Annotated in this window: 14 protein-coding genes; 9 read left to right on the top strand and 5 right to left on the bottom strand. The window is 57.2% G+C overall.

What is annotated here, in order from left to right; all coding sequences use genetic code 11:
- Positions 1 to 113: 113 nt before the first annotated feature.
- The 4 genes from bhcA to bhcD all read left to right on the top strand — a co-directional run bounded on the left by bhcA (position 114) and on the right by bhcD (position 4,533).
- Positions 114 to 1,304, top strand: a complete 1,191-nt coding sequence (bhcA, locus tag AB1A64_RS10765; RefSeq protein ID WP_366551406.1) for an L-aspartate--glyoxylate aminotransferase BhcA — start codon at positions 114 to 116, stop codon at positions 1,302 to 1,304.
- 11 nt (positions 1,305 to 1,315) lie between these two features.
- Entirely contained in the window at positions 1,316 to 2,290 is a 975-nt protein-coding gene (bhcB, locus tag AB1A64_RS10760; RefSeq protein ID WP_366551405.1) for a beta-hydroxyaspartate dehydratase BhcB, read from the top strand.
- Between the two features lie 12 nt (positions 2,291 to 2,302).
- Positions 2,303 to 3,466 carry a 3-hydroxy-D-aspartate aldolase BhcC gene (gene bhcC / locus AB1A64_RS10755; RefSeq protein WP_366551404.1) on the top strand — a complete coding sequence of 388 codons (1,164 nt, stop codon included), beginning with the start codon at positions 2,303 to 2,305 and terminating at the stop codon, positions 3,464 to 3,466.
- A 77-nt stretch (positions 3,467 to 3,543) separates the two neighbouring features.
- Positions 3,544 to 4,533, top strand: a complete 990-nt coding sequence (bhcD, locus tag AB1A64_RS10750; RefSeq protein ID WP_366551403.1) for an iminosuccinate reductase BhcD — start codon at positions 3,544 to 3,546, stop codon at positions 4,531 to 4,533.
- Positions 4,534 to 4,604: 71 nt separating this feature from the next.
- Here bhcD and AB1A64_RS10745 read toward each other — a convergent pair whose 3' ends face one another.
- Together AB1A64_RS10745 and AB1A64_RS10740 are read right to left on the bottom strand one after the other, a co-directional pair.
- Positions 4,605 to 5,390, bottom strand: coding sequence for an inositol monophosphatase family protein (locus AB1A64_RS10745; protein WP_366551402.1), 786 nt, complete (start codon positions 5,388 to 5,390; stop codon positions 4,605 to 4,607).
- Positions 5,391 to 5,486: 96 nt separating this feature from the next.
- Entirely contained in the window at positions 5,487 to 6,392 is a 906-nt protein-coding gene (locus AB1A64_RS10740) for a LysR family transcriptional regulator (RefSeq protein ID WP_366551626.1), read from the bottom strand.
- A gap of 94 nt (positions 6,393 to 6,486) precedes the next feature.
- Between AB1A64_RS10740 and metF the strand changes: the two genes are divergently transcribed.
- Entirely contained in the window at positions 6,487 to 7,353 is an 867-nt protein-coding gene (metF, locus tag AB1A64_RS10735; protein WP_366551401.1) for a methylenetetrahydrofolate reductase [NAD(P)H], read from the top strand.
- Between the two features lie 204 nt (positions 7,354 to 7,557).
- Complete coding sequence (locus AB1A64_RS10730; RefSeq protein ID WP_366551400.1) at positions 7,558 to 8,205, top strand: DnaJ domain-containing protein; 648 nt, start codon at positions 7,558 to 7,560, stop codon at positions 8,203 to 8,205.
- A gap of 53 nt (positions 8,206 to 8,258) precedes the next feature.
- Here AB1A64_RS10730 and AB1A64_RS10725 read toward each other — a convergent pair whose 3' ends face one another.
- The gene (locus tag AB1A64_RS10725) at positions 8,259 to 8,777 is read right to left on the bottom strand and encodes a YHS domain-containing (seleno)protein (protein WP_366551399.1); all 519 of its coding nucleotides are present in this window, start codon (positions 8,775 to 8,777) and stop codon (positions 8,259 to 8,261) included.
- A gap of 231 nt (positions 8,778 to 9,008) precedes the next feature.
- Between AB1A64_RS10725 and yghU the strand changes: the two genes are divergently transcribed.
- Positions 9,009 to 9,887, top strand: coding sequence for a glutathione-dependent disulfide-bond oxidoreductase (gene yghU / locus AB1A64_RS10720; protein WP_170409013.1), 879 nt, complete (start codon positions 9,009 to 9,011; stop codon positions 9,885 to 9,887).
- Positions 9,888 to 9,933: 46 nt separating this feature from the next.
- Here yghU and AB1A64_RS10715 read toward each other — a convergent pair whose 3' ends face one another.
- Together AB1A64_RS10715 and AB1A64_RS10710 are read right to left on the bottom strand one after the other, a co-directional pair.
- Complete coding sequence (locus AB1A64_RS10715; RefSeq protein ID WP_366551398.1) at positions 9,934 to 10,722, bottom strand: SseB family protein; 789 nt, start codon at positions 10,720 to 10,722, stop codon at positions 9,934 to 9,936.
- The gene (locus tag AB1A64_RS10710) at positions 10,715 to 11,302 is read right to left on the bottom strand and encodes a uracil-DNA glycosylase family protein (protein WP_366551397.1); all 588 of its coding nucleotides are present in this window, start codon (positions 11,300 to 11,302) and stop codon (positions 10,715 to 10,717) included. Before AB1A64_RS10710 ends, AB1A64_RS10715 begins: the two co-directional genes overlap by 8 nt.
- A 233-nt stretch (positions 11,303 to 11,535) precedes the next feature.
- Here AB1A64_RS10710 and AB1A64_RS10705 point away from each other — a divergent pair, with 233 nt between their 5' ends.
- Together AB1A64_RS10705 and AB1A64_RS10700 are read left to right on the top strand one after the other, a co-directional pair.
- The gene (locus AB1A64_RS10705) at positions 11,536 to 12,195 is read left to right on the top strand and encodes an ATP-binding cassette domain-containing protein (RefSeq protein ID WP_366551396.1); all 660 of its coding nucleotides are present in this window, start codon (positions 11,536 to 11,538) and stop codon (positions 12,193 to 12,195) included.
- Positions 12,173 to 13,747, top strand: a complete 1,575-nt coding sequence (locus tag AB1A64_RS10700) for a capsule biosynthesis protein (RefSeq protein ID WP_366551395.1) — start codon at positions 12,173 to 12,175, stop codon at positions 13,745 to 13,747. Before AB1A64_RS10705 ends, AB1A64_RS10700 begins: the two co-directional genes overlap by 23 nt.
- Position 13,748: the final 1 nt, after the last annotated feature.

Here is a 13,748-nt window from a genome sequence, read left to right as displayed (position 1 = left end):
CACATCTATTCAATGGATTACTTATTTAATTGCAAAAATGAAAATATTTTTCAAGAAAATTGCACCAAGGGGCGATTTCTACAACACTCTTCTTCAAATCGGAGGATCTAAAAATGTCCAATCAAAACCCGGTATTCATTCCCGGCCCTACCAACATCCCGGATCGGCTGCGCCTAGCAATGCAGGTCCAGACTCAGGACCACCGCGCGCCTGATTTTGTTGAAACCTTTGCCCCGGTGCTGGAAGACACCAAAAAGGTGTTCGGAACCAAAGAAGGGAAGATCATCACCTTCCCGGCCAGCGGAACAGGCGGCTGGGAAGCATCAGTAACCAATACGCTCAGCCCAGGCGACAGCGTACTAGTTGCGCGTTATGGCATGTTCAGCCATCGCTGGATCGACCTCTGCCAACGGCACGGTCTGGATGTCCGCATCATCGAATGCCCCTGGGGCAGCGGTGCGCCCGCAGATAAGTTTGCCGAAGCTCTTGCCGCAGACAAAGAGCATAAGATCAAGGCAGTTCTGGTTACGCATAACGAGACGGCGACCGGCGTACGCTCGGATATCGGAGCGGTGCGCAAGGCAATGGATGCCAGTAGCCACCCGGCAATGCTGTTTGTGGATTGCGTCAGCTCGCTGGCCTCGATGCCGTTCGAGTTTGATGGCTGGGGCGTCGATATCGCGGTTTCGGGTTCGCAAAAGGGCTTCATGCTGGCAACCGGTATGGCGATCCTGTGTGTCAGCCCCAAGGCGCTGGCTGCGATGGAAACGGCCCAACTGCCGCGCACCTTCTTTGATTTCCGCGACATGATGAATGCAAATGCCTCGGGCGGGTTTCCCTATACCCCACCGCTGCAGCTTATCTATGGTATGCGCGAAAGCCTGAAGATGCTGTTCGAGGAAGGGCTGGACAACGTATATGCCCGCCATTTCCGTCTGGCCGAAGGGGTCCGCAAGGCCACCGCTGCCTGGGGGCTGGAGTTGGTGGCGCAATCGCCCGACCTTTATTCCGATACCGTCAGTGCGATTTACGTACCTGAAGGCTTTGACAGCAATGCGCTGACCGATCACGCCTTTAATGCCTATGGCGTAAGCTTTGGCATCGGACTGGGCGAAATGAATGGCAAAGCGTTCCGTATTGGTCATCTGGGCAGCTTGACGGATGTAATGGTTCTGTCCGGTCTGGCCACGATCGAAATGGCGATGGCTGATCTGGACTATCCGATCACATTGGGCAGCGGTGTTGCGGCGGCGCAGGAATACTTCCGCAGCGGCAGCGCCACGCCGATGCAATCCGCGGCTTAAGGAGGAGTTTGATGTTGGACTCATTGACCACAGCTGACAGCCTGACGCTGGCCGACATGCGCGAAGCGCACGAGCGGATACGGCCCCATATCAACCGCACCCCTGTGATGCGTTCGGACTATCTGGACGAATTGACCGGCGCACAGCTGTTTTTCAAATGTGAAAACTTCCAAGAGGCAGGGGCCTTCAAAGTGCGCGGGGCTTGCAATGCGGTCTTTGGTCTGGATGACGACGCCGCCAAGCGCGGCGTGGCAACCCATTCTTCCGGCAACCATGCGCTGAGCCTGTCGTACGCGGCGGGACGGCGGGGTATTCCCTGCAATGTCGTTATGCCGCGCACGGCACCCCAAGCCAAGAAGGACGCGGTGCGCCGCTATGGCGGGATCATCACCGAATGCGAACCTTCGACCACCTCGCGTGAGGCGGTGTTTGCCGAAGTTCAAGGCCGGACGGGCGGTGAGTTCGTACACCCCTACAACGACCCGCGCGTAATTGCAGGGCAAGCAACGTGTTCGGCCGAGCTGCTTGAGCAAACCGATGGTGTGGACGCAGTGGTCGCACCCATTGGTGGCGGTGGCATGATCTCGGGCACATGCCTGACCCTGTCGAACGCGGCCCCTGATGTAAAGATATACGCCGCTGAACCGGAACAAGCCGACGACGCCTATCGCAGTTTCAAGGCCGGGCACATCATCGCCGATGACGCGCCGGTCACTGTCGCCGACGGTCTGAAAGTGCCGCTGAAGGAAAACACCTGGCACTTCGTGTCCCGCTTTGTCACCGACATTCAGACCGCCAGCGAAGACGAAATCGTCGAGGCGATGAAGATCACCTGGAAATACCTGCGTGTTGTGATGGAACCCAGCAGCGCCGTGCCGTTAGCCACCATCCTGAAACACCCCGAAGTGTTCAAAGGCAAGCGCGTCGGCGTGATCATCACTGGCGGCAACGTGGATTTGGATAAATTGCCCTGGATCAAGGGCTGAGGAGGAAGAAGTATGAACAAGCCTGTGAATATCGATCAGCTTGAAGTTGGCTTTGACATTCCTGCCGCGATTGGCACGGACGAGGCCGAAATTCAGACGCCGAGCCTGGTGCTGGACCTGGACGCGCTAGAGCGCAACATTAAAAAGATGGGTGACTATGCCAAGGCCCATGGGATGCGTCACCGGGTGCATGGCAAGATGCATAAATCCGTCGATGTGGCAAAGCTGCAGGTCGAGCTGGGCGGGGCCTGTGGGGTATGCTGCCAGAAGGTTTCAGAGGCCGAGGTCTTTGCCCGCGGCGGTATCAAGGACGTTCTGGTCTCGAACCAAGTGCGCGACCCGGCCAAGATCGACCGCCTGGCGCGCATGCCCAAACTGGGCGCGCGGACGATCTGCTGTGTCGACGATATCGACAATGTCGCCGATCTGTCCGAGGCGGCACAGCGCCATGGCACCCAGATTGAATGTCTGGTCGAGATTGACTGCGGCGCAGGTCGCTGCGGTGTGACGACGACACCCGAGGTAATCGCCATCGCCAAAGCCATCGACGCGGCTCCGGGGCTGAAGTTCTCGGGCATTCAGGCTTATCAGGGCGCGATGCAGCACATGGATCGTTACGAGGACCGCAAGGCCAAGATCGACGTTGCCGTGGCGCAGGTCAAAGACGCAGTGGACGGGCTGACCGCAGAAGGTCTGGAGTGTGACATTGTCGGCGGTGGCGGCACCGGATCCTACTATTTTGAAAGCACTTCCGGCGTGTACAATGAACTGCAGTGCGGTTCCTACGCCTTCATGGATGCCGATTATGGCCGTATCCTTGATCAGGACGGCAACCGCATCGACCGTGGAGAATGGGAGAACGCGTTCTTTATCCTCACCAGCGTCATGAGCCACGCCAAGGCCGATAAGGCCATCGTCGATGCAGGCCTCAAGGCGCAGTCGGTGGACAGTGGCTTGCCGGTGATTTTTGGACGCACCGACGTGGAATACGTCAAGTGTTCGGACGAACACGGTGTTGTCGCTGATCCCGATGGTGCGTTGAAGGTGAACGACAAATTGCGTCTGGTGCCGGGTCACTGCGATCCCACGGCCAATGTCCATGATTGGTATGTTGGGGTGCGCAACGGCAAGGTCGAAACCCTCTGGCCAGTATCCGCTCGCGGTAAGGCGTATTAAGCCGAACCGCATTGATCCGGGCGGCGGTTCTTCCCTTCCCTGCCGCCCGGACCTGTCCTCAAGTTAAGGAAAAGGTCATGAAAGATATGTCGGAAAAACCCTTGCTGATCGTCGGAGAAGATCTGTGCCAGCAACTGGTTGGCCGCAGCGACGCGTTTGACGCGGTGCAGGACGTGTTCGCCGCAATGGCGCGCGGAGATGCTTACAACTTTCCAGTCATTCGTGAGGCGATTGGCTATGCCGATGCGCTTTACGGATTCAAATCCGGTTTTGACCGGGCCGGTCAGGTGCTGGGCGTCAAATCAGGCGGCTACTGGCCGGGCAATCTGGACAAAGGACTGACCAACCACCAGTCCACCGTCTTCCTGTTCGACCCGGACACCGGGCGTCTGTCGGCGTTGGTCGGTGGCAACTACCTGACGGCCGTGCGCACGGCTGCATCGTCCGCGGTATCCATCGCCCATCTGGCCCGCAAGGACTCCAAGGTTTTGGGCATGGTCGGCGCTGGCCATCAATCCGCCTTCCAACTGCGCGCCGCGGCCGAGCAACGCGACTTTGAAAAAGTCGTTGCCTGGAACCCCCACCCCGAGATGCTACCGCGTCTGGGTGAGGTCGCGAAAGAAATCGGCCTCGACTTCGAAGCTGTTAGTCAAGAAGAGCTAGGCGCACAGGCGGATGTCATCATCACCATCACGTCGGCGTTTGAACCTTTGCTGATGAAAGACTGGATCAAACCGGGCACCCATTTGGCCTGCATGGGCACCGATACGGTTGGCAAGCAAGAAGTCGACGCCGCGTTGGTTGCCAGTGCAACGGTTTACACCGACGAAGTTGCCCAATCGATCACCCTTGGCGAAGCTCAGCATGCCATCGCAAACGGCTCGTTGACCGAAGACCAGATCACCCCAATCGGTGCCGTCATCAATGGCGACCATTCGGGGCGGGCAAGCGCGGATGAGATCACTTTGTTCGACGGAACCGGCGTTGGGCTACAGGACCTGGCGGTTGCATCCGTTGCCGCACGGTTGGCGGATGAAGCCGGGCTGGCGCAACGCGCAGCCCTCTGAATCCAGTCACCCTGAAACGACAAAGCGCGCCTGTAAAAGGGTGCGCTTTTTTAATGGACATGCAGTGGTGGTTAGCCCCGGATCACCTTTGCGAACTGGTCAAAGATCGGCTCATTGGCGCAGATCACCTCACCATCCTCCAGCACGTTGCCTTCGGAGTTCAGGGCTTGCACAAAGCCACCGGCCTCTTTCACGATGATGATCCCAGCGGCCACGTCCCAGGAGTTCAGGCGACGTTCCCAGAACCCTTCGTAACGGCCCGCGGCCACATAGGCCATGTCCAGCGCCGCAGCGCCCCAGCGGCGCACGCCAGCGCAGGCAGGCATCAGCCGGGCCAGATCCTGCAACGTGGCAGGCAGGTCCGAGCGGCCCCCAAATGGCAAGCCGGTCGAAAAGATGGACTCGATCATGCGGTGACGGCCCGAGACACGGATACGGGTATCGTTCATCCATGCGCCTTCACCTTTTTCGGCAAAGAACATCTCATCCTTGGCGGCGTCATAGATCACTCCGGCCACGATCTTGCCCTTGTGTTCCAGCGCAATCGACACCGCCCAGTGCGGCAGGCCGTGCAGAAAGTTGGTGGTGCCGTCCAACGGGTCTACGATCCAACGGCGGGTCGGATCTTCACCGTCGATGGTGCCACCTTCTTCGGCCAGCCAACCATAAGTTGGGCGCGCACCCAGCAGCTCCTCTTTCAGGATCGCCTCGGCGGCAATATCGGCCTTCGAGACAAAGTCGCCCGCGCCCTTCATCGACACCTGAAGGTTCTCGACTTCACGAAAATCCTTGACCAAAGAACGCCCCGCTTTGCGCGCGGCTTTGATCATGATGTTGAGGTTTGCACTGCCAACCATTGTCCAAAGGCTCCTGTCCGGTCAAACCGCGCGTATACTGGTGCAACGCGCCCTTGCCAAGAGGAATGATGCGCATAGCAGACCCGCGTTTTCGACCTATTGCGTTTGCAGCTTGCGCGCCTCGGTTCCCGCCAGTTCGATCAGTTCCTGCACATAGGGTTTTTCCAGGTCTTCCGAGCGCACAGCCGCGTACAATGTGCGGGTAATTCCGTTTTCTGTCAGCGGGCGGGTGACATAGTCCGAGTTGTATTTTACCTCGCGAACAACCCAGTCAGGCAGCGCCGCAACGCCCCGGTTCGAGGCCACCAGCAACAGGATCACAGCCGTCAATTCCACCTGCCGGATCGCAGCCGGTTCAACCCGTGCCGGGATCAGCAACTGGCTGAATACATCCAGTCGTGTGCGTTCGACCGGGTATGTGATCAGAGTTTGTCCCCGGAAATCCTCGGCTTCGATGAACTCTTTCTGCGCCAAAGGATGTGAGGACGACGCGACAAAAACAGCGTCATAGTCAAACAGTTCGATGAATTCGATGCCCGGCAGCTCCTCGGGGTCGGACGACACCACCAGATCAACCTCTTCCTTCTGCAGGGCAGGCAAAGCGTCAAAGGCCAAACCCGGGCGGATATCGACATCCACATCGCCCCAGGATTTGCGGAAAGACTCCAGCACTGGGAACAGCCATTCGAAACAGGCGTGGCATTCGATGGCAATATGCATACGCCCCGTGCGTCCGTCCCGCAGAGAGGAAAATTCCTGTTGCGTCGCCTCAAGTTGCGGCAGAATCTGCTCTGCCAGCCGTAACAGACGCAAGCCCGCTGCGGACAGTTTCATCGGCTTGGACCGGCGCAGGAACAGTTCGACCCCCGCCTGATCCTCCAACCCTTTGATCTGATGGCTCAGCGCGGATTGTGTGATGTTCAACTGATCCGCCGCTCGGGCCAAGCCGCCGCATTCATGGATGGCCTTGATCGTACGCAGGTGTCGGAATTCGATGTGCATTGTTGCGTGACTCATGTTGTTCTTGAGTAATATGAGTTTGTCTCACAATGCACAAACTGGCACAAGGGCCACAGATAGGACCTGTGAGGCAGACATGACGAAACCAGAAATTTCATTCGAGTTTTTCCCGCCGCAAACGCTCGAGGCCTCATTCCGACTGTGGGATACGGTTCAGACACTGGCCCCGCTTGAGCCGCGCTTTGTCTCGGTCACCTATGGGGCGGGCGGCACAACCCGCGAACTGACCCGCGATGCCGTGGCCACCCTGCACAAATCATCCGGCCTTCCTGTGGCAGCGCACCTGACCTGCGTGGACGCCTCGCGCCAGGAAACGCTGGAGATCGCCGATACATTCGCGCGTGCCGGGGTTCAGGACATTGTCGCCTTGCGGGGTGATCCGCCGAAAGGTCAGGATCGGTTCGTGCCGCATCCCGATGGGTTCGCAAACTCGGTCGAGTTGATCGAAGCCCTGGCTGAAACCGAAATGTTCAGCATCCGCGTCGGCGCCTATCCCGACAAGCACCCCGAGGCACAGGACTTTTCCGCCGATATCGATTGGCTCAAGGCCAAGCTGGATGCCGGTGCGGACGAAGCCCTGACGCAGTTCTTCTTTGAGGCTGAGACCTTTTTCCGCTTCCGCGATGCCTGCGAAAAAGCCGGGATCGACAAGCCCATCGTTCCCGGTATCCTGCCCATCGAGAACTGGAAAGGTGCCCGCAATTTTGCCCGCCGCTGTGGTGCGCATATCCCTGACTGGGTCGAAAACGCCTTTGAAAAGGCGATTCGCGATGATCGAGAGGATCTGCTGGCCACAGCACTATGCACCGAACTGTGTTCGGACCTGATCGACGAAGGCGTGGACAAGCTGCATTTCTATACCCTGAATCGGCCTGAACTGACGCGCGACGTGTGCTTTGCACTGGGTATTACTCCAAAGGCCGAATTGCAAAACGTCGCCTGATTTGATCCCTGTTGGTTACTTTGCCCGGACCCTACCAAGGCTCCGGGCTTTTTTGCGGGATCACAAGTGCAACCGGGATGTGAACAATAGCGCGACCCCTTTCGAACTGTCCCCCAAATAGCGATAAATTTTTGATAAAGTTTGACAAATTCGTGAGCCTCCACACACTGAGTTCGTAGTGTTTGTTTAATGAGTGTTTTGGCCATGGAGCCTGTTGAAAAGATAAATGCACGCGCTGACGCGCTCGAGGCTTTGGGCTTGGACCAGAATGCAGGGTCCGACGATATCCGGGATGCTTGGCGCCACATCGCATTTCACGCACATCCAGACCACAGAAACGGCGATTGCACACATTTCGCGCGCGCCAAAGAGGCGTATGATTTTTTACGACACGAAGGGTTGACCGTTAAAGGACGTGCCACCGGCATGCCGCGCCGGCCGAAGCTACGCAAACGTGTCATTGAATTGGAAAGCGCCGATATCGACGCCTGCCGCGTGTTACTGAACACAGCTCTGGCGCACAGCCCGGATGGCGCAAACCCGGATTCTCAGACCTCAATCGAAGCGGACCATGTCCCCGAAGCCGTTGGGTTCTATGGCCGTCATCTGACCTATTTTGTTCCAACACCGGTATGTGAAGGATCCAACCGGGTAGCGCTGCCAACCTCGGTTCTTGCCTCGGCCCGGCGGACGGAAACCGAAGTTCTGAGCTTCCAATCGAACGATGCGGGGGCCGGTGAAGTCGTGGTTCCCGACACGATCACCGAACGAAAGTTTCCCGGCGCAAAAAGCGTACGCATCAAGTTCGACGCGGATCAACAGATGCGCGACGATTTCTGGTTGGCTGGCTAACAACAAAAAACCCGGCCTGGTGTGGGCCGGGTTTGGCTTAGGTGAGTGGCAAATTAGTTTGCGACCGGACCTTCCGAGGTGAATTTCGGAATAACGCTGGTCGATGCGTCATCGCCTTCGATCCCCGGCCAGTTGCCTTCGGCCAGATTGATGTTGCCGGGAATATCCTCTTCAAAAAAGCCGACAACAACATCAGTGATGTTCAGGTACAGCTTGTCATCGACAATCCGCCACAGGTTCGGGTTCGCCGGAACCTTGCCACCACGCGATACACCGTAAGCGCAATGCCCATCATAGGCCGGGGCGTAATAGGCGGGGTTTTCAAGAAACTTATCGCGGTTCTCTTCGGTCGAAAACGCCCAGGTGGCACCGTTATAGTCCGTTGTAATATCAGAACGGCCACGCACAGCCTCGGGCTGGGCTTGGCCAACCGGCGCCTGATCCAGGCCACGATAGGCGACAACGTCGTAACCCGACACGGCAAAACCGGTGCCGTCTACATACTGATCACCGGCGAAAGCCGGCACGGCAAAGGCCAAAGCTGTCACGAAAGTCAGGGCAAAGCGTTTCATGTGGTAAATCCTTTTGTCCTCGGGGTTGGGCACTTGCTGAGAGAATAGATATTTTCGCCGCGATGGGCAGTCCCGCTCGCGCCGCTGTGACATCGCATGAAGAAACGTGAGAGGTTCGATCCCGAATGTTACAAAACTGCCCCAACATCCGGGGTTGGACTCGGGGCTTTGCAACATTAGCTGTTGAGACGGACATAAACTTTACCAGAACGCAGCTGAGAAAGACGACAGATGAGCGAGCAATCCCCATACACGCCCCCCGCAGTCTGGACATGGGACAGCGAAAGCGGTGGTCGATTTGCCAATATCAACCGACCCATTGCCGGGGCGACCCACGACAAGGACCTACCGGTCGGAAAGCATCCACTACAGCTTTATTCACTGGCCACCCCAAACGGTGTCAAAGTCACAGTGATGCTGGAAGAACTACTGGCGCTGGGTCACGAAGGCGCCGAATACAATGCATGGTTGGTTAATATCGGCGAGGGGGACCAGTTCAGCTCGGGCTTTGTCGACGCCAATCCGAACTCTAAGATTCCTGCACTTTGGGACCGCTCAGGCGATGAGCCTGTGCGTGTTTTCGAAAGCGCCTCGATCCTGTTCCATTTGGCTGAAAAGTTCGATGCTTTCCTGCCCAAATCGGGTCAGGAACGGACTGAGGTCATGAACTGGGTGTTTTGGCAGATGGGCAGTGCGCCTTATCTTGGCGGCGGTTTTGGCCATTTCTACGCCTATGCGCCTGAGAAATGGGAATACCCGATCAACCGCTTTGCGATGGAAGCCAAACGGCAGCTGGACGTGCTGGACCGGCAACTGGCTGAAAACGCCTATATTGCAGGCGAAGACTATACCATTGCCGACATGGCCATCTGGCCCTGGTATGGCCAACTGGTGTTGGGCCGCCTCTACAGCGCGGCCGAATTTCTGGATGTCGAGTCCTATAAAAACGTGATGCGGTGGGCCAAGGCGATCGATGCGCGCCCTGCTGTTCAGCGTGGCCGCATGGTCAATCGTGCGTTTGGTGAGCCGCATACGCAGCTGCACGAACGCCACGACGCAAGCGATTTTGACACCCGCACACAAGACAAGCTGGAAGCAGCAGCAGAATAATCGCGACGCCCCGCGGTTCCTTAGATCGCGGGGCCTGCCTAACTGCCTATTTCAAAATTGGTGGCTTATCCGGGTTACTGCCCGGCGTAACCTGTTCGATGACCCGCGCCTCGGGCTGTGGCAAGTCGAACCGTAATCCAACCCGTGCCAGTGCCGCTGATGCTGGATCATGCGGGCCAAAAAAACCAACATCCATCGCCCCAGCCTCGATCCCGGAAAAGGTCAGCGCCTCGGACGTAGCTTTGGCCAGTGCGGGCTCAGCCCCCTCAACCGCGCCGACAAAACCAAGAAGGTGGCCCATGCCGCCCTCTTCCGTCTTGGTGCCGACCAGAAATGCAGCTTCGGCCAAGCCGACGGCTGTGGCCAGTTTCGCATCCAGCGCTGTCAACAGATCATCCGGCATGCCTTTTGGCGGCAGGAACTCTGCCAGACGTTGCTGAACCTCTTCCGGGGCATGTTCCAACGTGGTGGCCAGCCAGCCCAGCGCTTCGGCCGGGATCAGCATGGATGAAGGTGCAACCTCAAGGTTCAGACCCAGCCCGATCCCCTGCCCCGCCAGCATCGTCGACAGCACCCGCCCCGACAGCGCGACGTAAGGCACGGGACGTTCCGCAAATCGGGCCAGACGGTCGTGGCGATCAAAGGCCAGTACAAAGCGGCCATCCGCAACATCGAACAGCTCGGGCGAGATATTCTCGCCCTGCGCTTCTTCGGCCAACAACAGAAACAGCTCAGAATCCGCGAGACGTTCAAAGAACCGCAAACGCGCCGCGTCATCCTGCGGATTGGCCTCCATCGTGGCATGGGCGGCGTCAAGCGCCGTGGCGTCAGTCATTCAGAACCTCTTGCACCCGCGCACGCAGAACCGGCAGCAGTTCAGCTTCGAACCACGGGTTTTTCTTCAGCCATGCCGTATTCCGCCAAGACGGGTGAGGCAAGGGAAAGACGCGCGGCGCATGGTCTCGCCAGTTGCGCACGGTTTCGGTCACGGCCGTACGTACACCTAGGTGATATTTGTGCGCGTGCCCCCCGACCAGAACCGTCAGGGGCACCTCGCCCAACTCATCCATAACCCTTTCATGCCATGTCTTTCCGCAGATGGGCGGCGGTGGTAGATCGGCTTTACGCTCGTTATATCCAGGAAAGCAAAAGGCCATCGGAACGATCGACACGCGGGCGCGGTCATAGAAAACGATCTCATCAATCCCCAACCAGTCGCGCAGACGATCGCCAGAGGGATCGGTAAACGGACGCCCCGAGGCATGGACCCGCGCGCCAGGCGCCTGCCCTGCGATCAACAATGGCGCCCCAGACCGAAACCAAACCACCGGGCGCGGCTCATGCGCAGTAAACGTGGTTTGAAACCTGTCTGCGCAAATACGGCAGGCCTCAATCTCTTTCTGTAGCGAATTCATCAGATCGCAAGACTTCCTGCATCAAATTGGTTGACGGTCGAAAGGAAAGATAGTCAACGGGCACCCCGAGGCCAATAGATGCAAAAGTCACAAAACCAACAGCACAGCGACGGTACGCATTGATCATTTGTTTCACAATTCGACATAATGTAGCCAACATAGACCAATAAATTAGTCGATGGTTTACCAACCTGGGCGGTGTACCAAACAAACGCCAGAGCAGCAGGCCGTGAATGCTTGAGTTTGAGAATGTCAGTAAGTCCTTTTGGACCGGGACCCGCCGCAAGGTGATCCTGGATCGGGTCTCGTTCCAGATCGAACTGGGCCGGTCGATTGGCATATTGGCCCCAAACGGCACCGGCAAGACGACGTTGATCAACATGATGGCAGGGCTGGAAAAACCGGATGAGGGCGTGATCCGCAAATCCTGCCGCATCTCGTTCCCGATGGGGTTTTCCGGCGGTGTGGTCAAAAAGCTTTCGGCCTTGGAAAACGCCCGCTACATCGCCAAAATCTACGGAATGGATCCCGACTATGTCGAGGCGTATTGCAGCTGGCTGTGCAATCTGGGTGAGTATTTCAACCAACCTATCGGGACCTATTCAACCGGTATGCGGGCCCGCTTTACCTTTGCCCTGATGCTGGCGCTGGATTTTGACATGTATCTGATTGACGAGGGCATGCCCTCATCCACAGATGTTGAATTCAACCGAAAGGCAGGTGACATCCTGCGAGAGCGTTTGCGGACAACGACACTGGTGATCGTGTCCCACAATCCCGACGTTATTGAGAAATTTGCACAGCAGGCGGCCGTTCTATTGGACGGTCAGCTTTACATGTTCGACACCTTGGAAGAGGCACGACAGTTATATGACTACCAAACCCAAGGCTAAAAAATATCGCTGGCGCCGCAATCGTCAGGGCTCGGATTCCGCAGACACCCGGGCCGACGCGATTTCGCGCATCAGAAAGGCCACGCAACCGTCTGAGGCGGCAAATGACCCTTCTCCCTCGACCGATATTGAGGCGATCAAGCGCGAAGGGCTAACCGGTCGCCAATTGCGCGTGGCACGGCGTCTGGCCCAAAAAAACGGGCTTGCTGCAACGTCGGATTACGATGCGGTGCGGCTACTACGTAAAAAAGGCATCGACCCTTTTGAACGCGCCAACCTACTTGATTTGGCGGCCGAAAAGACAAGCTCGAACGATCAGGCAAAGGATAAGATCAAAATTCAGTTGCCTCAGACGATCTCGAACACTTTGCAAGGCCTGCCCGGTCCCGAATTAACCCCGGCAGAGCGGCGAAATCTCGAAATCGGTGAGATTCAGAAGGACATCGCACGCCGCCGCAAACGCAAGCTGTTTGCGCTGTTTGCACGCCTGGCGGCCTTTGTACTGCTGCCGACCCTGATTGTAGGCACATATTTCTATCGCTACGCAACACCGATGTACGCCAGCGATTCTGCCTTTTCGATCTTGCAGGCAGACGGCGGCGGGGCGTCCTTTGGTGGGTTTCTTGCAGGTACTCAATTCGCCACCGCACAGGATTCCGTTGCCACGCAGGAATTTTTGGAATCCAAAGACGCACTGGTGCGACTTGAAAACGACACCAATTTTTCCGAAATCTTCAAGCAGGATTGGATCGATCCGATTCAACGCCTGCCGCAGGACGCTTCTCTTGAGGATACCTATAAGCTTTTCAAACGAATGATTACCATTGGGTACGACCCCAGCGACGGTATCATTCGGATGGAAGTTGCGGCACCAAGCCCCGAGATTTCAGTCGAACTTTCCAATCTTCTACTGTCCTATGCCGAAGAAACAATCAACGGTCTGACCGAATTGAAACGCGAAGACCAAATGCGCGATGCTCGGGCCGGTTTTGAATTGGCTCAGGAAGAACGCCGGAAGGCGCAAGAAGAATTAATCGAGCTGCAGTTGCAGGGGGCGGTTTTGGACCCAGAAAACGTCCTCCTTGGCCTGCGCGAACGGATCAACGTGATCGAGATTGAGCTGCAGGAAAAGGAACTGCAACTGGCCGCGCTTCTGGACAACCTGCGCCCGAACGAGGCCAAAGTGGAAGGCGTACGAGCGGATATTCAAAGACTCGAAGCTGTGTTGGCTGAACTGAACGCCGAAATGCTGGACGCGTCAGCAGGCGAAAACTCGCTGGCGCGTTTAAGCGTGCGAATTCAGATGGCGCAAGCCGACCTTGTGGCTCGTGATTTGATGCTGCAAACCGCAATGGAACAGATGGAAACCACACGGACCGAAGCCAACCGCAAAGTGCGTTACCTGACGGTTTCAGTGAACCCGGTCGCCAGTGAGGAACCCAGCTATCCGCGTAAGTTCGAAAATACGATTTTGGCTTTCCTATTGTTTGCTGGTATCTACCTGATGATCTCGCTTACCGCGTCGGTCCTTCGTGAACAGGTATCCTCGTAAG

This window comes from Ruegeria sp. ANG10, from assembly GCF_040705255.1.
Classification (GTDB): Bacteria; Pseudomonadota; Alphaproteobacteria; order Rhodobacterales; family Rhodobacteraceae; genus Ruegeria.
This window is presented reverse-complemented; position numbering and strand designations above follow the sequence as displayed.